Here is a 21547-nt window from a genome sequence, read left to right as displayed (position 1 = left end):
AGGCTGGGATACCATGCAACTCGACCCACAGGATATGAAGAAGTCCATCACTCGCTTGAAACGTGCTCATGGCCAACTCGCAGCGGTCATCCGCATGCTCGAGGAAGGTGAAGAGTGCGAGAAAACTGTCACTCAGCTCGCCGCTGTATCCAAGGCGATTGATCGCGCCGGATACTCCATCATCGCCACCGGCATGCAGCAGTGCTTCAGAGCTGAAGGCGCCGACGGCATGGATCTGGAGAAGATGGAGAAGATGTTCCTCTCCTTGAGCTAGGAAGAGGACCATCAACTGTCGGGGAAGGGACATCCACCGGAAAGACACCCACAACCATGTGCCAATTTCTGGTGCCGGACAATGTTTCTTCCCCGTCTTCTCTATCTCAATGGGCATTGCGAGGAACTTAAGTTGTATGAATGCACTCCAGAAAAATCGGTTCATTCTGAGCCGATCACTCATTCACACTCAGCAGCGTGAGCCGTACCATTCTCCAATCCCAATTCCTCTCACTGACCAACAGCAATTAGAGTGTCATCCATGAGTGAAGAACATGGACTGTCATCGTCAGAGCGGAAGCGCCAAGAGCTGGTACGAGAATCTATTCTGGGATTCGTCGGTTTCTTCACCTTCATCGCACTCATTGCCGGAGTTCGGAATTTATTTCAAGAAGAACCGGCAGTGTGGCCGTCACTTTTCTTGCTGGCCATGGTCACTCTCCTGCTTCTAGTGGCCCGTTGGCACAAGAACCATGACTAAGAACCAAAAAAGCTCCCGCGTAAGTACGCGGGAGCTTAATCCGTTCCGAGAGAGTTAGTGTGACTTTACTCAGCGGTTGGCATGAGAACGCCATCGATGACGTGGATAACACCGTTGGTGGTAGCGATGTCAGTCTTGGTGACGTTGACGGTGTTGCCAGCAGCGTCGGTCAGGGAAACCTTGTCACCATCAACATTGATGGTCAGCTCAGCACCCTGGACGGTCTGGACCGTCTGGCCATCCATGGTTAGAACGTCAGCTGCAAGAACCTCGGATGGGATAACGTGGTAGGTCAGGATGTCAGTGAGGGCACCTTCCGGCTCAGCCAAGAGCTCATCAAGGGTTCCTTCAGGAAGAGCGGCGAAAGCTTCATCGGTAGGAGCGAAAACGGTGAACGGTCCGTCGCCGCGCAGGGTCTCCTCGAGGCCCGCAGCCTGAACAGCAGAGACCAGAGTGGAGAAGTTGCCAGCCTCAACAGCGGTGTCAACGATGTCACCGGATGCAGCAACAGTGGAGGTGGTTGCCTCAGCAGAAGCTGGCGCAGTCTCGGTAGTGGTGGTCTCAACAGTGGTTACCTCAGTGGTGCCAGCCTCGGTGGTGCTGGAGTCATCAGAGCAAGCAGCAAGAACAAGTGCGGTGCTGAGTGCAACTGCAGCGGAAAGAGTCTTCTTCATAATTATTTCCTTTGGGAGATAGTTCAGTGGGCGTCAACCAGATCACTTAATTGTGCGCAATTGGTTAAGCGCAACTCTAATTAATGACAAGTCAACTATCAAGGAAAAAATTTTATTTCTTTCCGCAAGCCCTTTTCATCTGCGTAAATTTATATTCATTGAACAATGAGCAATCGGTTGTACGCAAGCGAGAAGTCGCCACAACCGCACCGAGACTATTCCGGAAGCACGCCAAGGTCATCGATGGCGCTGAGCGACTGCTGAGCAGACTCATCGTCAATCACCGTCATGGCAAAACTATTCTGGATCAACACCCAGTCCCCCACTTCCACTTCAGGGACGTAGGCGAAGCAACACGGGCGGAGCTCGCCCTTCATATTGATGGTGCCCATGGGCATGGGACTGTTCATGTCGCCGAGTTCAACCACTTGAGCGGGGATTCCAAGACACATAGTGTTAAGCCTACTCCCCTGGTTCGTATGTGACGCGCACATTCATCGCACCCATCGGCGCAGACGTACACGGCAAGCACGGATCCGCCGCGCGGATGGAGGCCTCAACCAGATCAGGGCCCTGCTTCCCAACAGCCACCGTGAGCATGTCGGATAGCCACCCCTCGTTCTGCGCAGTGGGGCTTAAGATTTGGCAATCGGTGAGCACCCCACCGGTCACCTCATAGCTGTGGATGAGCAGGCCACGCGGACCATCCACTAGGCCAACGCCACGGCCGTCGTGGAGCTCAAAGTCGTGCGAGCGACGCGGCAGAATGAGGTCCCTGGACTCAGTTAAGTCTGCGATGTCGCGCACCGCCTCCAACAGGGACTTCAGCTGCGCCTGGTTCGGGGTGAGCCCCGAGTACCTCGCAGCAGGGCCCACTCGGTACGGGTGCCACGTCTTGCCAATGAGCACCTCAGGGCGCGGGGTGATGCTGCCCGGCGAGGACTCGCGAATGCGCGCGGGCACGTCCTTGGCGTGTATCAGCTCCACTGTGCCAGCAAACTCCACGCGCACATACTGGCCCAGCGGGTTGGGCGTGCCATCAAAGTTGCAGACACTGACGTTGGCCAGCTGAACCCTAGGAACGCTCACACCAACAGAGTTTTCAAAGGCCTCGGCGGTGATAGTGATCATCCGGTGCAGCTGGTGTTTAATCTCCTCCAGTGCATCCTGGCCAACCTGAGCCTTCACTCCACCTGGGATGGCCACATCTGGGAAGTGCCCAGGGCTTCCCGCCGCCTTCATGGTCAGCTGAGCAAACTTCTTCAGCTCCAACGCATGCTCCGGAATCAAACGCGGACCCATCACGTCCACCACCGAACCGTAGTGCAACAAGAGGCGGATGGCACGAGAGCGATCACTCAACCGGTCATGCTTAACGGTGAGCTGATCCAACGCAGCCATACCTGCAAGGTGGTGCGTCACTGGACACAGTCCGCATAGACGAGTTACCACGGTGGGCACATCGATTGCCTTCTTGCCCACGAGCATGGGATCCACACGCGGGACGCCGGCAACGTCGAAGCGGGCACGCTTGCCTGCTTCGGTCTCAGTCACCACCACTGTTGCAGCGAGTGGATCGATGATCGCATTCAGCTCCAACTTTTCTGTTTTCTTCTGGTTCGTCATCTTCTCTCACTCCTTGCTCTTGTTGCCACGCTTTTGGTGTTTCGTTCTACGTTGTCCCAGTGTAGTCGCCGTTACCTGTTGAGTGATAGGGTCCAGCGTTTCGTGCTCGCCTCCCAGCACACGCCCGTGCACGGTATGTGCGGTGCAATAATGGAAACCATGCATGAGCTGAGTTTGCTTCGTGGAGTTGTGGATGCGGTAGGCACTGCCGCGGATGGCCGAACCGTTGAGGCCGTGGGCCTGAAGGTGGGCGCGCGCAGTGGCGTGGACGTAGACTGCCTCGAGAACGCCTGGCCTTTGGCCATTGTGGGCTCCTGCTGCGAGCACGCTCGGCTCGATATCACCGCAGTGCCAGCCACCGTCTGGTGCACCACCTGCAATTCGGAGGTGCCCATCGACGAGTACTTTGCCCTCTTGTGCCCGCGGTGTGACACCCCCACCGGTGATCTTCGGGGCGGGGGCGAATTTGAGGTTTCCTGGGTAGACGTGAGCGACTAGGAAACTAAGTGGTCACATCTGACATCCACTCCTGGAGGATCTCCTGAGCCGCTCTGGTAGCGTTCGGAACACTGGATGAAGCCGTATCAGTCATGCCTACGTTGAGTGCGACAGACTCGGCTACGATCCCCACCACAGCCACTTTTTCTGGTTCTTGGCCCAGCAGCTTGGCTGAGTTGAGCAGGTCCAGCAGCCCCACTTGGTGTGGTGAGAGGTTTTGGGTCATCAGGCGTGGGACTTGATCGCCTACGAAGGTGTGGACCTCGCCTGGGGTGCCTTGCTTGAGGCCATCGAGGACGAGAAGGTAATCAGCATCCAGGATGTCCGGAAGCAGCTCCATGCCGGAGGTGCCCCCGTCAATGTAGTTCACGCCGGGCAGCGGGTTTTCTTGGAGCTGTTCTAAGATGGCGAGGCCAATGCCGTCGTCGGTCAGAATTGTGTTGCCAATGCCGATTACGTTGATCACGGGTGCTGTCATGAGAAGTGGGCCTTTCATGAAGACTGCGGCCCCGTAAGGTGCTGGGGCCGCAGTAGACGCTGTTGGGTAGTTAGTCGATCTCTGGTGCGTCGACAGGCTTGGTGCCCGCTGGCATCCAGACGCCGCCGTTAATCATGGCGGAAACACCACCGTGACGCTCAAGCGCATCCGCGCGGAAGCACAGGTAGACGTGCAGGATAACGAACGCCCAAATGATGAACATGATCAGTGCGTGGACGAGGCGGATGATGGGAACGCCAAACCAGTGCACTGGGTAGCTCAAGATTTCCCAGAACACGTTGTACTGATCGTACAGTCCGTACAGCGCCAGGCCGGTGAGGATCTGAACGATACACAGGCCGTAAATAGCGGTGTAGGTCAACTGCTGGAGCGCATTATGGCCAACGTACGTTGGGCCATGCTTACTCATGAACAGGTAGTACTTGATTTGCTGCCACATGTTCATGGCGTCTTGCTTGTTGTAGATTGGCCACAAGCTGCGCCAGCGCATCTGCCGCTGCTTGGCAAATATCACCAGGCTCAAGCGCCAGAACGCCAGGACGATCCAGCCGAATCCGGCCGCGAAGTGGATGAACCTGATCAGACCGAACAGGTATCCGGTATCCTCGCCCGCGGACGGTCCGAAGAATGGATCCATGATGTAGTAACCCGTGGCTGACAACGCCACGATCAGCAAGAGGTTCAACCAGTGCTGAATACGCAGCGCTAGGGGCCACATCTCCACGCGGGTGTAGTTACCGCGGCGCTCAGGTTTCACCCGGTCATACATGCCTAGTTTGAATGCCACGTAACCCTTCAGCTCGAATTCACCGGTCTGATTTCCGTCCAGTGGAGCTACGGCCACCGCCATGCAGCGGTTACCTAGTTTTTCCTCCGCCTTAACGCCCTTGAGAAGCAGCTTACGGGCCTCACCGCTGGAGGCAGCCTGGCGCAGAACGGAGTCCACGTCACCGCGCATGACAGCAACATCGCACTGCTTGCCCAGCAGCTTAGCGTCGCGCACCGCTGCTAGTGAATACCTGCGCTGCACGGAGGCGGGGCTGAAGCTTTCCACGGTTCCGAGCTTATCGACACCCTCTGCGCCGACCGCACGGGCCATCGCCTGCTCCGCTGGGTCTTGGGAGCCTGCAGGCTGTGCTGCGGCAAGCCGCAGCACCGTCTCTTGGCCAATGTCGGCTACAGCCACAGACTCCAGCACGCTCATGACGTTGCGCGGTGCTTCGCGGCGAGAAGCGTCTGATGCACCTGGCCTGGATGATGTTGCAGATGTCATTGTGTCATCACCTTGAACACTTCATTGCCCTCCGTGTCCAGAAGATGCACTGCACACGACATGCAGGGGTCGAAGGAGTGGATGGTGCGCAGTACTTCCAAAGGCTGGGATGGATCTTCCAACGGATGGCTACCGTCCATGGACAGTGCCTGCTCGTACGGTCCCTTCTGGCCCATTGGGTCACGGCCGCCGGCGAGCCAGGTGGTTGGAACCACTGCCTGGTAGTTGAAGGTCTTACCGTCGCGGATGTGGATCCAGTGGGACAGGCAGCCGCGGGCAACTTCCATCATGGCAAAGCCTTCACAGTCCTGCGGCCAGGAGCTTGGCTCCCAGGTGGACTGGTTGAAGACATCGTAGTCGCCGCGCTTGAGCGCCTCGGTGAAGTCTGGGAGCAGCTTCTCCTTAAGGTTTTCTGCCGTGGTGACTGCTTCCACGCAGCGGGCCAGGGTTCGGCCGCCGGTGGAATTCATCTGGTCAATGGTGATGCCCAGCTTCTTCGCTGCGTCATCAACAATCTGGCGGGTGCGGGGCTCGTTCTGCGCGTACGCGAGCAGAACGCGGGCCACAGGACCAACCTGCACCACCTTGCCGTCGTAACGCGGTGCCTTGGACCACGTGTACTCGTCATTATCGCCCAAGAACTTGTCCGTGTACGGAGGCTTAGGTCCGGTGTAGTTCACCGTGGTCTCACCTACCGATGGGTGCACGCCGGCGTCATTGCCTTCCTCGTAGCTAAACCACGCGGACGAGATGTATTCCTTAATCTTGCCTGGATCCAGCGGGTGAACGGTGGTGTAATCTCCGTCCAAGATAACGCCAGGGGTGACCTCAGGGTGCGCATTGGAGAGCGAACGGGTGAGCTGATCACCACGGACGGTCGCTCCAGCCATGCCCACGGCAAGGAAGTTCGGATCAGTTGCACCGATGTCGAAGTAGTCCTTGTACACGCCCATGATCGCCAGTGCGTCAGGGAGGTAGCAGCCGTGAATGAAGTCATCAATTTCCTGCACCCAGCCGCGAACCTGATCCAAGTGGACCTGATTGACAGTCTCAGACTTGTTTGGATCAATCGAACAAGCCATGCCACCAACAAGGAAGTTAGGGTGTGGGTTCTTGCCACCGAACACGGTGTTAATGCGGATAATCGAGCGCTGGAACTGCAGCGCATCCAGGTAATGCGATACCGCCATCAGGTTCGCCTCAGGCGGGAGGCGGTAATCAGGGTGATTCCAGTATCCGCCGGTAAAGACCGATAGTTGACCGGACTCCAGCACGGAGTTCAGGGTGTCCTTCACCTTCTGGAACTGCTCTGGGGTGTTGCCCTTCCACGTGGAGCCGATGAAGCGGGCGAACTCGGCGGTCTTCATCGGGTCAGCTTCTGCAGCGGAAACCACATTCACCCAGTCCAGAGCGTGCAGGTGGTAGAAGTGCACTACGTGGTCATGGCACTCTTGGGAGGCCATGACCAGATCACGAATGCGCTGGCCCTGCGCTGGGATACGGCATCCGATGGCATCCTCGACAGCGGTGATGGACGCCACGGAGTGGGTTCCTGTGCATACGCCACAGATGCGGCCAACGAAGGCCCAGACGTCGCGGGGGTCACGCCCCTCCACGATCTTCTCAATGCCGCGATACTGGGTGGTCTCTGACCAGGCATCCTTGATCTCCCCACCGTCAACTTCCATCTCGATGCGAAGGTGGCCCTCAATGCGGGTGATCGGATCGACGACGATTCTCTCTGCCATGACTATTCCTATCTCAGAAGTCTCGTTGAGGGCCGTTAGGCCTTGGTCTCTGGGTTGCCGGTAAACATTGGGGTGGTGGGCTCATGCTGCCCTTGTGGTGGGGCGTCGCCAAAGGAGGCGATAGGTTCGATCTCATTGTCCTTGTTGCGCACGCCGATCTCCTTGAACAGCGTGATACCGCCGTGGGCAGCGGCGCCAACAGCGGCGGCGCCTACCAAGCCCCAACCAACCTTCTCCGCATTCGCCTCAATGCCAAAACCGGTGATGTCCGGCAGCTGCTCGTAGAACGGAGTGAACTTGTCAAAGAAATCCTTCTCCGTGCAGCCAATGCACGGGTGGCCCTGACCAATGGGCCATCCAGACTTCATGTTCCACTGGATGATTGGGCACGGGCTGTAGGTAGAAGGACCCTTACAGCCAACTTCGTACAGGCACCAGCCGTTGCGGGCGCCTTCATCGTCGAAGGCGCGGACCATTTGACCGGCATCGTAATGAGCACGACGCGGACAGGAATCATGGATGCGCTGATCGTAGGCGAACAGTGGACGTCCCTCTGCGTCTACCTTTGGTGGCTCACCGTGGGTAAGCAGGTAGGTGATGGTGGCTGTAATGACCTCACCAATTGGTGGGCAGCCGGAGACGTTGATCACCGGCTTGTCCTTGATAATTTCATCCACGCCCACGGCATGGGTTGGGTTCGGTCGAGCTGCTTGGACGGAACCGTACACCGCGCAGGCGCCCACAGAAAGGATCGCTGTGGCGTTCTCTGCGGCCTCCTCCAGCACCTGTTTGGAAGTCTTGCCGCCGATCATGCAGTAGATGCCGTCATCGGCCAAAGAAACGGAGCCGTTCACCACGAGGATGTGCGGCTCCTGATTAAGATCGTGCAACGCCTTCTCAGCGGCTTCGCCGGAGGCAGCCATGACGAGCTCGTTGTAGTTAACGGAGAGCTGATTGAGGACCAAGTCCTCAATAGTGGACGAGCCTGAACGCAGGACAGACTCCATGCAGCCAGTGCATTCCTGCAGCTGCAACCACGCAACATTAGGTTTTTTAACCTCACCCAGAGCTTGGGCGATGAGTTCAGCTTCTTGGGCATTAGCTCTGCCCGCAAGCGGGGCACCAACGGCAAAGATAGCAGCCATGGAGCTACACATCTTCATGAAGTCGCGGCGGCTCACACCCTTCTTTTCTAGGTTCTCCGCCAGCGTTCCTTTTTGCCAGGTATCTAAAAGATGCATGGAATTCCCTCGTACGTTATCCAATGCAACGCACTTTTTTGGGCACTCACTCCACCCTGGTTATCACCAGCACCATATATGGGGCCTGACCCTTAGAAATACGTTGACCTACGTGTTCGCTAGTTTGTGTATCAGCTTTTAAGAACGCGGATACTCCCCTGCACAATCACGCGAGGAGCACCCCTAGCTGTGGCACGTTTTCCCACGTCGATGGGCTTGTGGCCCTTCGGTGTTGGATGAGCGTGCCACGGCAGTGACGCGGCAGGCTTCCTATGCGAAAGACTGTCGCATGACGCTCTTTTGGCACATAGTAAAACTCTAGCAACCCAGCAGGTCTCACTTGCATCAATGGGTGGTAATCATTTACTGGTTATACCCCCGATTGTGAAGATAACCACTGCATCCATTCTTCTACTCCCTCACCCGTCTTGGTGGACATCGGGATGACCTTCACGTCCGGATTCACTTGACGCAGGTTCTTTAAGAAAAGGTCCATGTCAAAGTCCAGATACGGCAGCAGATCTATCTTGTTGACCACGCATACCTCAACGCTGCGGAACATCACTGGGTACTTCAGCGGCTTATCCTCGCCCTCGGTGACAGAAGCAACCATGGCCTTGGCGTGTTCACCCACCTCGAACTCAGCTGGGCACACAAGATTTCCCACGTTCTCGATCAGCACGACGTCGAGCTCATCTAGGTTCAGGCCCTCGAGCGCCCTGGCCACCATGGGGGCATCTAGGTGACACTCGCCACCAAAACCATTGCCAGTGTTGAGCAGGGAGACCTGCGCGCCGAATGCTTCCAGACGCTGCGAATCAAGCGCCGTCTCAATATCACCTTCCACTACTCCGAAGCGCACCTTGCCTTGGCCTTGGGCCAAGGTGCGCTCCAGCAGCGTGGTCTTGCCGGCGCCGGGTGAGCTCATGACATTGATGCAACGCACCCCGGCGGCGTCGAAAAGCTTGCGGTTGTTCGCGGCCTTGACATCGTTTTCAGTGAAGATGTCCTCCAGCACAGCAATGCGCTCACGGCCGGTGTCATAGGCCGTGTGGTCACCGTGATGAGACTGCGCGGAATCTGGGATGCTCAGGCGGTCATGCTCCGCACCTGGGCGGAAGTCATGCTGCTGATCGTGCGTGTGCTGGCCAGGGCCCGTGCCGTGGAGATGATCGTGGTCATGAGTGTGGTGGTGATCCCCGCCCTCATGAGAGTGAACCGTGCCGTCATCGTGACGATGGAAACGTCCCATTGCTTTACCTTCTCACTTCAATATCGACCACCGCGAACTCCTCGCCCGCCACCACGTCCGTGGCGGCATCGCACTCCCGGCAGCGCACATCCAAATACTCGTTAGCATCAAGCGTACGTTCATGACCCCGCGTGCACCGCACAATTGCGGCAACCCACTCAACATTCAGCGCCGAACCGGCAAGTGGACCGTCCTTGGTGACAAACCCCCACGCATACCTAAGGGTCTCCGGCACCACTTGACGAAGCGCGCCAACCCTGATGTTGACCGCTGTCACCTCACGCCCCTCTGCGGCGCGCGACACAACCTGAGCCAACTGGGTACTCAACGCTACTTCATGCACCCCTTCACCCTAGCTAAGGTTGAAACCATGGCTGAAGAAAACACCCCAAATGCGCCACTGCACACGTCCCTCGAAGATCCCGGACTCCAGCGGGTTGCCATCACGCTCACCGGCATCGTCCAAGGTGTAGGCATGCGCCCAGCCATCAAAAACTTAGCCGACTCACTCCACCTCACCGGGTTCGTGGGCAATAACGATCGGGAGGTGTTCATTGAGGCTCAGGGCCCCAGCGATGCCCTCGCAGCCTTTAGCGCCCAACTAGAGGCCCACCTCCCGCCTCTGGCGCATATCATCGACCGCACTGAGCGCGCTATTGCGCCTGTGCTTTCCGATGTCCGCTTCGCCATCACGGAAAGCGTGCACGTCCCCGGCGCGCGCACACTCATCGCACCGGACGTCAGCATCTGTGACGCCTGTTTGGCAGACATCAATGATCCCACCAACCGCCGCTACCACTACCCATTCACCACCTGTACGGACTGCGGCCCCCGGCTGTCGATCATTGAGGACCTCCCCTACGATCGCCCGTTGACTACCATGAAGGACTTCCCCATGTGCCCGGCGTGCGAGGCCGAGTACACCGATCCCCACAACCGGCGCTTCCACGCGCAGCCCATCGCGTGCCCAGACTGCGGTCCTCATTTGTATGCCCAACGCAAGACCAGCTCGGGTGAGGTCCACACAGTAGATGGCACCACCGATGAGCTCATCGCGCTGGTCCACCGCGCGTGGGACAACGGCCTCATCGTGGCAGTGAAAGGCATTGGCGGTTTCCACTTGATGTGCGACGCCACGAACGAACAAGCCATCATGCGACTGCGGGAACTCAAAAACCGCCCGCACAAGCCATTTGCGGTCATGGCGCCTCATCCCTCGGACGTAGCCGAGGTGGATGCCACTCTAGTAGCCTCCCCGGCCCGTCCCATCATCATCGCGCCAAGCACCGGGCTGCTGCCAGACGTTGTCGCACCGGGGCTTTCCGATGTCGGTGCGATGCTGCCTTATTCACCGCTGCATTACTTATTAGTTGACCGCCCAGTGGTGGCAACGTCCGGAAATCTGGGTGGCCAGCCGCTGTGCTTTGATAACGAGACCGCGCTCGCCGAGCTTGGGCACATGGCGGATCTGTTCTTGATGCATGATCGCGGAATTCACGTCCCAGTGGAAGATTCCGTGTACATCGCACCATCGTGGCGCGCGGAGACTCCTTCTCAGGAGGCAGCAGTTGCTTTGCCTTCACGGCGTTCCCGTGGCTACGCTCCTCTGCCCGTCCGGTTGCCGGACTCAGCGCGCCTAGGCCCTGTGGTGCTGGGGGTTGGCGGCGAACTGAAGAACACCTTCACGCTGGCGGTGGACGATTATGCGCATGTGTCAGCACATGTGGGCGACATGGGTTCTTGGGCTACCCAGCAAGCCTTCGAACGCGCGGTGAACCAGCTGGTGGGCATGCGCAAAGCTGATATTGAGGTGGTGGTCTGCGATCTTCACCCCGATTATTCGACCACCAACTGGGCAACGCGCTACGCCGACGCACTCGATGTGGACCTCATCCAAGTGCAGCACCACCACGCGCATGCCCTGAGCCTGCTCGCCGAGCACGGCCACACCCAAGGTGTTGTCGCAACACTCGATGGCACCGGCTTTGGCACCGATGGCACGATCTGGGGCGGCGAAATCCTCACCGTGGATGGAACGGCCTTTTCCCGTGCTTGGCACCTGCCTACGTTTCCACTCATAGGTGGAGACAAGGCTGCGATGTCGCCATGGCGAAGCGCATTTGGCCTATGCCATGAGCTGGGATTCCCCCTACCGGTGGCGCCTTCACCGAGTGAGCATGACGTGGTTGAAGCTCAGCTTCACTCCGGCATTGGTGTGACGCTGACATCGTCCACCGGCCGACTATTCGACGCGGTAGCCTACCTGCTTGGCGCTTCCGAGGCCACCATCACCTATGAAGGGCAGGCTGCCATGCAGCTGGAAGCGCTCGCACGATCCCATCATGGGGAAATTCTTTCCGACGCCACCACGGTCACCGAACTTCTCACCGAGGCCCTAGAAAGCAGGAGACCGCAGGCAGCGCGCGCGGCGCGCTTCCACCACGGGCTCGCCACCATCATCGCGGACCAACTGCGTGAGGTAGCGTCCCACGCAGACACCGATGTTATTGGCGTCAGCGGCGGCTGCGCGTTGAACCGGCTTTTCCTGCAGCACCTACGCCACCATATCCCAACGCTGCTTGAGCACCGCGTGGTCCCAGCCAATGACGGCGGGCTCAGCCTCGGACACGCCGTAGCTGGCCGACTCGCCACCCAACCCTAGGACGGATCCACGCGCCGCCGGTATCAGCGAGGTTTACTGCTCACCCACGCGCCGCCGCGAAGGCTAAACGTCAGCTAAGCGCAACCGGTGGTGGTCTTTTTACCACCAAATGCGTACTGCAAGCTGGCGTAGTAGAAGGCAGTGGCGTATTCCGTCGCGCCTTCCAAAGTTGGGTGGATGTAATCCTCACGCAGGATGGCTGGGTTGTTCTGGGCATGCGTGCACCAGTCAGCGATAAAAACGTTGTCGTGTTCTTTCGCCAGCTCCACAATCTCCTGTCGCGCCGGGGGCATCCACACGCGATCGCCGTAGGGCGTAGCAATAAACAGCACACGATCCTCACCCGCGATGGCAAGGATCTGCTCCAGCTCCCCGGCATCGGTGGTGGCGCCGTTGGTTCCAAAACCGAGGAAGATGTACTTACGTAGTAGGCCTTGGTCTTTCAGCGATTGGATGATAGGAACGCCAGCGTTGTAGTGCCGTGAGACGGCGGCGTCAATGCTAATTCCGGGGAACCGTTGCTGCAGCGCCGCGGAGGAAGCCAGCATCACGGAATCACCAATAGCGGTGATTTCTGGACCTTTAGGGGTTGGGTTAAGGCGAGTGATTTCCGGTTCTGGCTCTGGGGTGGGCGTTGGCGGCAGCGCCTGATTTGCGCCGTCGGGCAATGCGCCGTTCGCGAGCTGCTCTAGATCGCTTTCCAGCTGGGTTTTATCGGAGGAATTAACCACCGCGTTGGCGGTGCCCAACAGCGTTGCGCTGACCGCTACGAAAGCAACCACGTAGCTTGCGGCAAGGGAGAACTGCTTCCGTTTAGCCGCAGGCTGAGCGAAGGGCCGGTTCCTCCACGCGGCGATCATGGTCTGCTTGTACCCCTTGCGGCGGAAGGGGTTTTCAATCAACCGGTACGATCCCTCCGCCAAGGCGAAGGAAACAACCGCTGCCATTATCCCGATCCACCACGAGTTAAGGCCTTCGCCGTTGGCACGGGTGCCAAAGAGTTCATCGAGAATGATCACCACTGGCCAGTGCCACAAGTACAGGGAGAAGGACCTCTGCCCCAGGTAGCGCATAGGTGCGGTGGAGAAAATCAGGTGCAGGGGTTGAGCCTCGCGCACAACTGCCCAAATCATGATTGCGCCAAGGACGCTGGTGGCAAAAAGTCCGCCACGGTAGGTAACCGGGAGGTCATCGCCCATGAGGAACAACTGAGCGAGGTAGAGGACGAGTGCGACGCTACCGTACGTACTGGCGGAGGCTTTGACAATCCACCCGAAACGGCGGTGGCTCGGCCACGAATCAGCGTATGGGTCAGGCGATGAGCTAGTGAGCAAGGTAGCCAGAAGGGCGCCGATGAGTAGGCCAAAAGCGTGCGTGTCCGTGCCGTAGTACACACGGGTAGGGTCGGCTGATGGGTCATAGAGAACAGCCATTCCAACCAAGGAGGCTACTGCGAGCACGACAGTAAGGATGCCCAGTTTCCGGCGGCCCCGTGCCTGATCCCTGCCCTTGGCAAGCATGAGGAGAGCAATGACTACCAGTGGCCAGATGAGGTAGAACTGTTCTTCTACTGCAAGCGACCAGTAGTGGGCGAATACCTGGATTTCGTTATCGGCGAAGTAGGACTGGTTGGTGGCGATCTGCACCCAGTTGTTCACAAAGAACGCGGTGCCTAAAAATTGCTCTCGGATTCCCACCGCGAGGTCACTGGAGCCGCCGTGAGCATGGGCGCCAACAAGACCTACCACCGCCGTACAGGTGAACAGCACTACCATCGCGGCGGGCAGGATTCGTCTAAATCGCCTGATCCAGAAGTCTTTCAGGCTGATCGTGTTAGTCACCGCAAATTCGCGCAATAGTAGTGAGGTAATCAGGAATCCGGAGAGCACAAAGAACATGTCCACTCCCAGGTAACCGCCAGGTAGGAGGTCACCAAAGAAGTGGTACACAATAACCGCGAGGACTGCGAGGCCGCGCAGCCCATCTAGGCCGGTTACTTGCCTGAGGCGAGCCCGTTGTACTGGAACATTCATTGTGCAGAAGTCCCTTCCGCTTTATAGGCAGGATTAGTAAACCCCAAAGAGCTTACTACGCTCGGGCCAACAAGATACCTGAAATTATTAGCAGATTCGCGGCAGCGGATCGCCCACCAGCTTGTCCACCATGCGAGTGCCGCCGAAGCCGGTCACCAGCACCACGGCCGCGGCGGGTTCGTGCACAATCCGGCCGATCAGCTGAGCTTCTTCAGCGCCCGCAGCACGCACTGCCGCGAGCGCGTCGTCAGCATGCTCGGCGGGGACCACTGCTGTAAAGGTTCCTTCGTTTGCCACGTACAGCGGGTCGATGCCCAACATGTCGCACGCGGCACGCGTCATCGGGCGAACAGGGATAGCCTCATCCTCCAAGACGACGCCGAGGCCGGTGGTCTCAGCGAGCTCGTTCATGACGGTGGCAAGGCCACCGCGAGTGGCGTCGCGCATCCAGTGAACGTCTGGCACTGCGGTCAGCAAAGCGCGGACAAGCGAGGCAACCTCGCGGGAATCTGATTCGATGGGGGCATCAATGGCTAGGTCACCGCGAGCCAACATCACGCTCATGCCATGGTCCGCAATAGGGCCGGATACCAAAATTTTGTCGCCAGCTTTAACTTGGTCAAAGCCCACATTGACACCTGGCGGGATCACGCCCACGCCAGAGGTAGTGATATAGACCTTGTCGCCGGCACCCTTAGGCACCACCTTGGTATCGCCCGTGGCGATCTGCACGCCGGCAGCATCCGCCGCTTCTTTGAGTTTCTTGACCACCCGGCGCAGGGTCTCTATTTCCAAGCCCTCTTCCAGAATGAAAGCCACGGAAATGTACTGTGGCGTTGCCCCCGCCACGGCTAGGTCATTGACGGTGCCGTTAATGGCGAGCTCTCCGATGGAACCACCCGGGAACTCAATGGGATTAACCACATAGCCATCCGTGGAAAAAGCTAGCTTCCCGCCGTTCAGGTCAAAATCCAGCACGGTGGAATCACCACCCTGGCCGAGGAGATCGTTGCCGTACTCATCAAAGAAAACGTGAGAAAGAAGACTTGCGCTCGCCTTACCACCGGCACCATGCGACAGTGTGACGTGGTCATCTAACAACCGCCCACCGCGGCGACGCACGCGGACGATATTGTCGTTGACCTTATCAATGTCCTCATTCAGCCTGTTTTTTGGTTCCATGACGCTTCTCCGGATCCTTAGTACTTCACTCGTCGCAGGATAAATCCCTACCCTCCAAACTCTAGTAGCGTTCCACTGCCCCTCCGAACGCCATACCCCCTTTTCATCGCGCCAACGGGTGTGAGGCCTCACCACGGCGCAGCTAAAGATTGGTTGGGGCCGTAAATCACGCAGTAAAGTAGGAGGAAGTATCGTGAACTTTTCGCACTTTGATTTGGTTGAAAGGCGTGAGCGCTAGAAATGTGTCTAGGTGTTCCGGCTCAAGTCGTTGAGATTAAAGATCCCACCCGTGCCACCGTTGCTATTGACGGGGTAACTCGCATGATCTCCACGGACCTTCTGGTGGCCGATGGATTAGAAGTTGGTGAGTGGGTGCTGGTCCACGTTGGCTTTGCCCTTTCAAAGATTGATGAGGAAGAAGCCCACACTACCCTCCAACAAATCAAACAGTTGGGGGCCAATACCTACGAAGATGAGGTCGAATCATTCGTGACCTCGCGGATTGAGTAGCTGGAGAAACAAGGTTATGAAGTTTGTTGATGAATTCCGTGACCCCGCCGCGGCCCGCCAGCTCATCGAGCGCATCAAACATCAGGCAGAAAAGCTCGACCGCCCCATCAAGCTCATGGAGATTTGTGGCGGACACACCCACACCATCTACCGCTACGGCATCGAGAACCTCCTGCCGGAGAGCATTGACCTCGTCCACGGCCCTGGTTGCCCCGTGTGTGTCATCCCCATGGGACGCGTGGATGACGCACTGTGGCTTGCCCACCAAGATGACGTCATCCTGACTACTTTTGGTGACATGATGCGGGTGCCGGGATCTGATGGGTCCCTCTTGCAGGCCCGCGCCCAGGGATGCGACGTGCGCTTTGTCTACTCGCCCCTGGATGCTCTCAAGATCGCTGAGGACAACCCGGACAAGAAGGTAGTTTTCTTCGCCGTGGGTTTTGAAACCACCACCCCATCTACCGCGGTGACCTTGGTAGCCGCGAAGCAGAAGAACGTGACCAACTTCTCCGTCTTCTCCAACCACGTCACCATCGAACCCCCACTGCGCGCCATCGCTAACGGTGGTTCCACTGAGGTGGACGGCTTCATCGGCCCAGGGCATGTGGCCACGGTGGTGGGCACGCAAGCATTCGAGTTCCTCTGCACGGAGTTCGGCCGCCCTGTCTCCGTGTGCGGCTTCGAGCCCCTCGACATCCTGCAGGGTGTTGCCCAACTGGTAGACCAGTTCGTTTCCGGTGACGTTGCCGCTGGCAAAGCCCATGTACAAAACCAGTACGCACGCGTTGTGCGCGAACAGGGCAACGAATCCGCCCGCGCTCTCCTAGACCGGGTCTTCACCATTCGTGAGGAGTTCGAATGGCGCGGACTTGGTACCCTGCCTAACTCCGGCATGGGTATCTCGGAGGAATTTGCCGAATGGGATGCCGAGCGCATCTTCCAAGTCCCGTCCAAGCAGGTTCCCGACCCAGTGGCGTGCGAGTGCGGATCTGTACTCACTGGCCACATCAAACCGTGGCAGTGCAAGGTGTTCGGCACCGCATGCACACCGGACACGCCAATCGGCACCTGCATGGTCTCCCCCGAGGGCGCATGCGCGGCGTACTACAACTTCGGCCGAATCGATAAGATCACGACCGCTAACCTCACCTAGCTCTCCCCTAGGGGCGCTACCACAGTGCCACCACCAAAGCCTCCCACTGGGAGGCTTTACCGCTGCTGGCAAAGCCGAATGGGGTCTAGCTTTAATGGGCTCTACTATGGAGCGCATGGACAACCTCGAAACGTTGAAGCAAGAATACGCCCAAGCAGTTGATCAGTTTGGCGAGCGCAACCCTTTTGCATTGGGCAAACGCAGCGCGCTGCTTGCAGCACAGTTCGATGCTGACGCCACAAGTTTTGAGGACTCGTACGACGAGTGGGAAGCCCACCTCGCAGACTTGGATGCGCTGTTGGGACAAGAGCACCCAGACAACATCGCTTTCCGAGAAAAACTGCTGGACGCGTACGTGAGCTTCGACGGCTACGCGGAGGCAGCACGGGAGGCGGAAGTACTACTGGACGCCTACACCACCACCAAGGGCGAGTATTCACCAGAATCTCTACGCACCCGCACACTGCTGGTGGAGATGGCCTTGATGTCGGGCCAACCTGCTACCGCCTACCCGCACTTTCTGTTTATCCAAAATGTGGCAGATCAGGCGGGCGTTGAGGGGTTGGTGCAGGTAGTGCGCAATCTCCATTTCCACCTGATTGGGGCGGCACAGCAGGTCTTATCCTCTGATGAGGTCACCGGCTTGGCCGCGGATTACTTGGCCCGTTACGGCGCTACGCCAGAGGCCGTGGACCGCCTCACGGAGGAAGATTTCGCCCGCCAGGAGCGCGTGCGCGGGGTCCTTCTGGGCGAGGCGTCCTCACTCAGCCTAGATGAGACCGTGGAGCTTGCACACGATGGCATCGCAGCCACCAAGGCATTCTTTGGTGATAAAGATCCACGGGTGCTGGAATCCATGGTGCCCTTCGCGGCGGCACTAGAACGCCACGGCCAACTTGCCGAGGCAGTGACCGTGATCGATGACATGATTGCGCTGCTCGACGCTACTGCGGGCGCAGACCCAATGATGATTGCTAGCCTTCACCGTCGCAGCGCGAAGCTACGTACTGACTTCGGCGATATTACTGGCGCGCGGGAGAACTACGAGGCAGCCCTCAGCATTGCACGCTCTAGCGGTGTTCGGCAGGCAGTACTAGGAACCCGCTACGATATGGCTGTCTTGCGCACCACCCAGGGTGACATTCCCGGCGCGATTGATGATCTCACCCAGCTTTTTTCCGACGCCCACGGGGAGGACTTCGTATTCATCTCCGCGGTGGCCACCACGCTTGCTTCCCTGCTGGCCGATAGTGGCCAGCACGCCACAGCGCTGAACGTGCGCGAGCAGCTGCTTCAATTGCGCGACGATCCGGACCAGCGCATGGAGCTGGCAACGTGGTGTGAATCCGTGGGCCTTATTGATCGCGCGCGCCTTGAGTACGCAGAGATCTTCCGGCAGTTGGACGCCGCAGGGAAGGCAGACACCCCATTCGCCAAAGCCGTTGCCGAGCGCATGGGAAAGCTCAGCTAAGTGGACCGAAGCGCCACTATTTTGCGCCACCCCACACGCAATAGCGAGTGGGCAAGCGCAAAGATTTCGCGGCATACGTCTTGTCCGCGGTACGGCGGACGAGTGGGTGACGTATGCACCGTGATGGGAATTCCTAAGTGCCACGCCCATACCTTGGTGCGCAGGGAGTGAAAATCGCTGGTGACCACATTCCAGCGCTGGGTGGTGGGAAATAGCTTCTGAGCATTCTCAAGATTCTCATTAGTGCTGGTGGCCTCATATTCCAGCATGATCTGAGACGGGTTCACGCCGTGCTCTAGAAGCCACCAGGCCATAGCTTTCGCCTCACCCTTGCCGCTGACAACGATGAGTGTGTCATCGTCACTGAGCAGTTGGCGTGCCTTCTCCAGTCGTGCTTCTAGCACGGGGGCTGGCCACGGCGTGGTGCGGTGAGTCGAATACTTACGCACCTTTGCGCCAAGAACAAGAATCGGATCCACGGGTTCCACGCTACTCCCCACAGCTTCCGGCCATCATCAGGACAGAAATCCACCACACCCGTGCGAGCGTTGACTCGGCCTCCTGTGGACCTCACATCAAGCTCTGCTTCGCGTTGGCAGACTGCTCCTGCCTCGCTCAATCGAAATGCGTGGCCGGAAAGGGTTACTGCCCACCCATGAGCTTGGTGCGGAGGTTCTCGTCCTTGTGCTCGACTTCCTGGCGCATGTTCTCTTGGTAGTCAGCCATCTTCTGAATGAGCTCGTCATTTCCCGCACCCAAGATGCGGACAGCCAACAGGCCCGCGTTCTTAGCGCCGTTGATGGACACGGTAGCTACTGGAACTCCGCCCGGCATCTGCACAATGGACAGCAACGAGTCCATGCCATCGAGGGTATCCAGCGCACGGGGCACGCCGATGACTGGTAGCGGAGTTGCTGCGGCAACCATGCCAGGCAGGTGAGCCGCACCCCCAGCACACGCAATGATCGCACGCAGTCCACGAGTGTGCGCTTCCTTGGCGTAAGCCAACATCTTCTCAGGCGTACGGTGAGCTGAGACAACGCCTACTTCAAAAGGAACGCCAAAATCAGCAAGTACTTGGGCCGCTGGTTCTACAGTTGGCCAGTCTGAGTCTGATCCCATGATGAGACCTACCAGTGGTTGCATGTTCATCCTCCTAGTTTTTTAAAGCCACGTGGCGTTGACAATGAAGTGTGCTGCGTCCTTTGCGGCGCGTCGTGCTGCCTCCACGTCATCTCCACAAACGTTGACGTGGCCGAGCTTACGGCCTGCGCGGTAGCCCTTGCCATAAAGGTGGATCTTGGCCTCAGGGTACTTGCGCATAACCTCCGCCACACGCTGCGCCATGGGCATCTCAGGGTCGTGGTCCGCTCCAAGAGTATTGGCCATCACGGTATAGGGGGCCAACGTTGTGACCGCACCCAGAGGCAAGTCCAGCACTGCTCGCAGGTGCTGCTCGAACTGGCTGGTCACGCAACCGTCTTGGCTCCAGTGGCCGGTGTTATGCGGGCGCATGGCCAGTTCGTTGACCAAGATCTCCGGCTGGCCGGCCACATCAGTGGTTTCAAAGAGCTCCACTGCCAGCACGCCAGTCACGCCTAGCTCCGAAGCAATGGTGACGGCCAAGTCTTGGGCTTGCTGCTGCAGTTCGGTGGATAGGCCAGGCGCTGGGGCAATTGCTTCGGTGCAGATACCGTCAGTTTGCACAGACTCCACAACTGGCCACGGCTGGGTCACGCCGGACGGCGTGCGGGCAACCATGGCGGACAGTTCGCGCACCAGCGCGACCTTCTTTTCTGCCATCAGCAGGGTGCCGGCGTCGAGAAGCTTTCCGACGAGCTCCGCAGCCTCATCCTCGGACTTGGGGAACCACACGCCGTTGCCGTCGTAACCGCCGCGACGTGCCTTCAGGCACATTTCTCCTTGGACTGCGCGGAAGAACTCCACGCCGTCATCCACATTCTCGATAGCGGCGAACGGTGGTACTGGCGCGCCGAGTTCGCGCAGCTTCTTGCGCATGACCAGCTTGTCTTGTGCGTTGACCAGCGCATCTGGGACTGGCTGGACGTTCACTCCCTCGGAAATAAGGGTGTGAAGGTGCTCCGTTGGAACGTGCTCATGATCAAAGGTGACAGCATCCGCGCCCTCAACTGCACGGCGCAGGTCATCTAGATTCGTGTAATCACCAATCACGATGTCAGCGCACACTTGGGCGGCGGAAGAATCGTAGGAGCCGGCCAGAACGCGAACGGATTGGCCTAATTCGATGGCTTCGGTCTGCATCATGCGCGCGAGCTGACCGTCGCCGATCACGGTAACGATGGGCATGCCCGGCGCGTGTGCTGCGTCATTGAGTGGGTGCTGCGGGATCTTTATAGCTTCATCAGTCACGGAGCCAACTATAGTTCTTTGCCCAGCGTTTCAGACAGGCCTCCCCCACGTTAAAACCCCAATAAAGATATAACCAGTGTCTTAGCGCATCAGCGGCATGCGGCGCTGATTCTCAATAAGATCCGCTACCTTACGTGCCTTGGGAACGTCAGGAATGGCAAGCATATTGCCGTATCCGTGCACGCCTAATGTAATCGTGCTTCCCTTTCGGCCAACCATGCGGATGGCCCCGAGAGGGATGGATTCGCTATACCCAGAAAACCCTGAAGCCCGAAGGATGAGGCGACGATCAGTGAGGATCACACGCTTGCGCCGCAGCTTGAGTACCGGCCTAACAAAGAACCAGATCGCTAGTAGCGCCCACAACCCCACGAAGGTGTTGCGCATGCCGGTGTCTACCACTACGCCCGGCTGTGGTTGGTCAATGAATCCAATGCCCATCCAACACAGCGCGGTAATAAGGATGAGTCTCATGGCAGGGTACGTCAGAGCGGTGAGTGACGTGGTGACGTCCACGATCACACGCTCATCCTTAGCTACCTTCAGTGACATTGCATTTACGTTACCAGCCCCACCC

22 protein-coding genes are annotated in these 21547 nt (G+C 58.3%); 7 read left to right on the top strand and 15 right to left on the bottom strand.

What is annotated here, in order from left to right; genetic code table 11:
* Positions 1-13 precede the first annotated feature (13 nt).
* Positions 14-274: a metal-sensitive transcriptional regulator gene (locus ACXM2N_RS02590; protein WP_458489734.1), complete on the top strand. Its 261-nt coding sequence runs from the start codon at positions 14-16 to the stop codon at positions 272-274.
* A 261-nt stretch (positions 275-535) separates the two neighbouring features.
* Positions 536-754 (top strand): hypothetical protein, encoded by a 219-nt coding sequence (locus ACXM2N_RS02585; protein WP_458489732.1) that lies wholly within the window; start codon positions 536-538, stop codon positions 752-754.
* Between the two features lie 65 nt (positions 755-819).
* Here ACXM2N_RS02585 and ACXM2N_RS02580 read toward each other — a convergent pair whose 3' ends face one another.
* The 3 genes from ACXM2N_RS02580 to ACXM2N_RS02570 all read right to left on the bottom strand — a co-directional run bounded on the left by ACXM2N_RS02580 (position 820) and on the right by ACXM2N_RS02570 (position 3054).
* Complete coding sequence (locus tag ACXM2N_RS02580) at positions 820-1428, bottom strand: fasciclin domain-containing protein (protein ID WP_458489730.1); 609 nt, start codon at positions 1426-1428, stop codon at positions 820-822.
* A gap of 215 nt (positions 1429-1643) precedes the next feature.
* Entirely contained in the window at positions 1644-1880 is a 237-nt protein-coding gene (locus tag ACXM2N_RS02575) for a HypC/HybG/HupF family hydrogenase formation chaperone (RefSeq protein ID WP_458489728.1), read from the bottom strand.
* Positions 1881-1890: 10 nt separating this feature from the next.
* The gene (locus tag ACXM2N_RS02570; protein WP_458489726.1) at positions 1891-3054 is read right to left on the bottom strand and encodes a nickel-dependent hydrogenase large subunit; all 1164 of its coding nucleotides are present in this window, start codon (positions 3052-3054) and stop codon (positions 1891-1893) included.
* Positions 3055-3213: 159 nt separating this feature from the next.
* On the opposite strand from ACXM2N_RS02570, the gene ACXM2N_RS02565 reads away from it, so the two are divergent.
* On the top strand, positions 3214-3552 hold the full coding sequence (locus tag ACXM2N_RS02565; protein WP_458489724.1) for a hydrogenase maturation nickel metallochaperone HypA/HybF: 339 nt from the start codon (positions 3214-3216) through the stop codon (positions 3550-3552).
* 4 nt (positions 3553-3556) lie between these two features.
* Here the strand turns inward: ACXM2N_RS02565 and ACXM2N_RS02560 are convergent, their stop codons facing one another.
* The 6 genes from ACXM2N_RS02560 to ACXM2N_RS02535 form a co-directional block, all read right to left on the bottom strand.
* On the bottom strand, positions 3557-4030 hold the full coding sequence (locus ACXM2N_RS02560) for a HyaD/HybD family hydrogenase maturation endopeptidase (RefSeq protein ID WP_458489723.1): 474 nt from the start codon (positions 4028-4030) through the stop codon (positions 3557-3559).
* Positions 4031-4100: 70 nt separating this feature from the next.
* Entirely contained in the window at positions 4101-5324 is a 1224-nt protein-coding gene (gene cybH / locus ACXM2N_RS02555) for a Ni/Fe-hydrogenase, b-type cytochrome subunit (RefSeq protein WP_458489721.1), read from the bottom strand.
* A complete protein-coding gene (locus ACXM2N_RS02550; RefSeq protein ID WP_458489719.1) occupies positions 5321-7072 on the bottom strand; it encodes a nickel-dependent hydrogenase large subunit in 1752 nt (583 codons plus the stop codon). The genes cybH and ACXM2N_RS02550 overlap by 4 nt, the downstream gene beginning before the upstream one ends.
* A gap of 35 nt (positions 7073-7107) precedes the next feature.
* Positions 7108-8313 carry a hydrogenase small subunit gene (locus tag ACXM2N_RS02545; protein ID WP_458489717.1) on the bottom strand — a complete coding sequence of 402 codons (1206 nt, stop codon included), beginning with the start codon at positions 8311-8313 and terminating at the stop codon, positions 7108-7110.
* Between the two features lie 370 nt (positions 8314-8683).
* Entirely contained in the window at positions 8684-9565 is an 882-nt protein-coding gene (hypB, locus tag ACXM2N_RS02540) for a hydrogenase nickel incorporation protein HypB (RefSeq protein WP_458489715.1), read from the bottom strand.
* 4 nt (positions 9566-9569) lie between these two features.
* On the bottom strand, positions 9570-9893 hold the full coding sequence (locus ACXM2N_RS02535) for a hydrogenase maturation nickel metallochaperone HypA (protein ID WP_458489713.1): 324 nt from the start codon (positions 9891-9893) through the stop codon (positions 9570-9572).
* Positions 9894-9935: 42 nt separating this feature from the next.
* Between ACXM2N_RS02535 and hypF the strand changes: the two genes are divergently transcribed.
* Positions 9936-12227: a carbamoyltransferase HypF gene (gene hypF, locus ACXM2N_RS02530; RefSeq protein ID WP_458489711.1), complete on the top strand. Its 2292-nt coding sequence runs from the start codon at positions 9936-9938 to the stop codon at positions 12225-12227.
* Positions 12228-12301: 74 nt separating this feature from the next.
* Here the strand turns inward: hypF and ACXM2N_RS02525 are convergent, their stop codons facing one another.
* Both ACXM2N_RS02525 and hypE read right to left on the bottom strand, forming a co-directional pair.
* A complete protein-coding gene (locus ACXM2N_RS02525; RefSeq protein ID WP_458489709.1) occupies positions 12302-14260 on the bottom strand; it encodes an acyltransferase family protein in 1959 nt (652 codons plus the stop codon).
* A gap of 87 nt (positions 14261-14347) precedes the next feature.
* The gene (gene hypE, locus ACXM2N_RS02520; RefSeq protein ID WP_458489707.1) at positions 14348-15442 is read right to left on the bottom strand and encodes a hydrogenase expression/formation protein HypE; all 1095 of its coding nucleotides are present in this window, start codon (positions 15440-15442) and stop codon (positions 14348-14350) included.
* Positions 15443-15682: 240 nt separating this feature from the next.
* On the opposite strand from hypE, the gene ACXM2N_RS02515 reads away from it, so the two are divergent.
* The 3 genes from ACXM2N_RS02515 (at position 15683) to ACXM2N_RS02505 (ending at position 18579) form a co-directional block, all read left to right on the top strand.
* A complete protein-coding gene (locus ACXM2N_RS02515) occupies positions 15683-15952 on the top strand; it encodes a HypC/HybG/HupF family hydrogenase formation chaperone (RefSeq protein WP_458489705.1) in 270 nt (89 codons plus the stop codon).
* 16 nt (positions 15953-15968) lie between these two features.
* Positions 15969-17108 carry a hydrogenase formation protein HypD gene (gene hypD, locus ACXM2N_RS02510; RefSeq protein ID WP_458489703.1) on the top strand — a complete coding sequence of 380 codons (1140 nt, stop codon included), beginning with the start codon at positions 15969-15971 and terminating at the stop codon, positions 17106-17108.
* A 115-nt stretch (positions 17109-17223) separates the two neighbouring features.
* Positions 17224-18579 carry a hypothetical protein gene (locus ACXM2N_RS02505; RefSeq protein WP_458489701.1) on the top strand — a complete coding sequence of 452 codons (1356 nt, stop codon included), beginning with the start codon at positions 17224-17226 and terminating at the stop codon, positions 18577-18579.
* Here ACXM2N_RS02505 and ACXM2N_RS02500 read toward each other — a convergent pair.
* The 4 genes from ACXM2N_RS02500 to ACXM2N_RS02485 all read right to left on the bottom strand — a co-directional run bounded on the left by ACXM2N_RS02500 (position 18576) and on the right by ACXM2N_RS02485 (position 21522).
* Positions 18576-19058: a YdcF family protein gene (locus ACXM2N_RS02500; protein ID WP_458489699.1), complete on the bottom strand. Its 483-nt coding sequence runs from the start codon at positions 19056-19058 to the stop codon at positions 18576-18578. The two genes, ACXM2N_RS02505 and ACXM2N_RS02500, sit on opposite strands and share 4 nt — an antisense overlap.
* A gap of 163 nt (positions 19059-19221) precedes the next feature.
* Complete coding sequence (purE, locus tag ACXM2N_RS02495; protein WP_458489697.1) at positions 19222-19725, bottom strand: 5-(carboxyamino)imidazole ribonucleotide mutase; 504 nt, start codon at positions 19723-19725, stop codon at positions 19222-19224.
* 18 nt (positions 19726-19743) lie between these two features.
* A complete protein-coding gene (locus tag ACXM2N_RS02490; protein WP_458490965.1) occupies positions 19744-20949 on the bottom strand; it encodes a 5-(carboxyamino)imidazole ribonucleotide synthase in 1206 nt (401 codons plus the stop codon).
* 102 nt (positions 20950-21051) lie between these two features.
* The gene (locus tag ACXM2N_RS02485) at positions 21052-21522 is read right to left on the bottom strand and encodes a hypothetical protein (protein WP_458489695.1); all 471 of its coding nucleotides are present in this window, start codon (positions 21520-21522) and stop codon (positions 21052-21054) included.
* Positions 21523-21547 lie beyond the last annotated feature (25 nt).

The organism is Corynebacterium sp. ZY180755, assembly GCF_054331495.1.
This window is presented reverse-complemented; position numbering and strand designations above follow the sequence as displayed.

Coding starts and splice junctions, on each gene's coding strand:
- ACXM2N_RS02550 (WP_458489719.1), bottom strand. CDS start 7,072: ATGGCAGAGAGAATCGTCGTCGATCCGATCACCCGCATTGAGGGCCAC.
- ACXM2N_RS02570 (WP_458489726.1), bottom strand. CDS start 3,054: ATGACGAACCAGAAGAAAACAGAAAAGTTGGAGCTGAATGCGATCATC.
- hypE (WP_458489707.1), bottom strand. CDS start 15,442: ATGGAACCAAAAAACAGGCTGAATGAGGACATTGATAAGGTCAACGAC.
- cybH (WP_458489721.1), bottom strand. CDS start 5,324: ATGACATCTGCAACATCATCCAGGCCAGGTGCATCAGACGCTTCTCGC.
- ACXM2N_RS02565 (WP_458489724.1), top strand. CDS start 3,214: ATGCATGAGCTGAGTTTGCTTCGTGGAGTTGTGGATGCGGTAGGCACT.
- hypF (WP_458489711.1), top strand. CDS start 9,936: ATGGCTGAAGAAAACACCCCAAATGCGCCACTGCACACGTCCCTCGAA.
- ACXM2N_RS02580 (WP_458489730.1), bottom strand. CDS start 1,428: ATGAAGAAGACTCTTTCCGCTGCAGTTGCACTCAGCACCGCACTTGTT.
- ACXM2N_RS02515 (WP_458489705.1), top strand. CDS start 15,683: ATGTGTCTAGGTGTTCCGGCTCAAGTCGTTGAGATTAAAGATCCCACC.
- hypD (WP_458489703.1), top strand. CDS start 15,969: ATGAAGTTTGTTGATGAATTCCGTGACCCCGCCGCGGCCCGCCAGCTC.
- hypB (WP_458489715.1), bottom strand. CDS start 9,565: ATGGGACGTTTCCATCGTCACGATGACGGCACGGTTCACTCTCATGAG.
- ACXM2N_RS02485 (WP_458489695.1), bottom strand. CDS start 21,522: ATGTCACTGAAGGTAGCTAAGGATGAGCGTGTGATCGTGGACGTCACC.
- purE (WP_458489697.1), bottom strand. CDS start 19,725: ATGCAACCACTGGTAGGTCTCATCATGGGATCAGACTCAGACTGGCCA.
- ACXM2N_RS02590 (WP_458489734.1), top strand. CDS start 14: ATGCAACTCGACCCACAGGATATGAAGAAGTCCATCACTCGCTTGAAA.
- ACXM2N_RS02585 (WP_458489732.1), top strand. CDS start 536: ATGAGTGAAGAACATGGACTGTCATCGTCAGAGCGGAAGCGCCAAGAG.
- ACXM2N_RS02525 (WP_458489709.1), bottom strand. CDS start 14,260: ATGAATGTTCCAGTACAACGGGCTCGCCTCAGGCAAGTAACCGGCCTA.
- ACXM2N_RS02560 (WP_458489723.1), bottom strand. CDS start 4,030: ATGACAGCACCCGTGATCAACGTAATCGGCATTGGCAACACAATTCTG.
- ACXM2N_RS02545 (WP_458489717.1), bottom strand. CDS start 8,313: ATGCATCTTTTAGATACCTGGCAAAAAGGAACGCTGGCGGAGAACCTA.
- ACXM2N_RS02505 (WP_458489701.1), top strand. CDS start 17,224: ATGGACAACCTCGAAACGTTGAAGCAAGAATACGCCCAAGCAGTTGAT.
- ACXM2N_RS02575 (WP_458489728.1), bottom strand. CDS start 1,880: ATGTGTCTTGGAATCCCCGCTCAAGTGGTTGAACTCGGCGACATGAAC.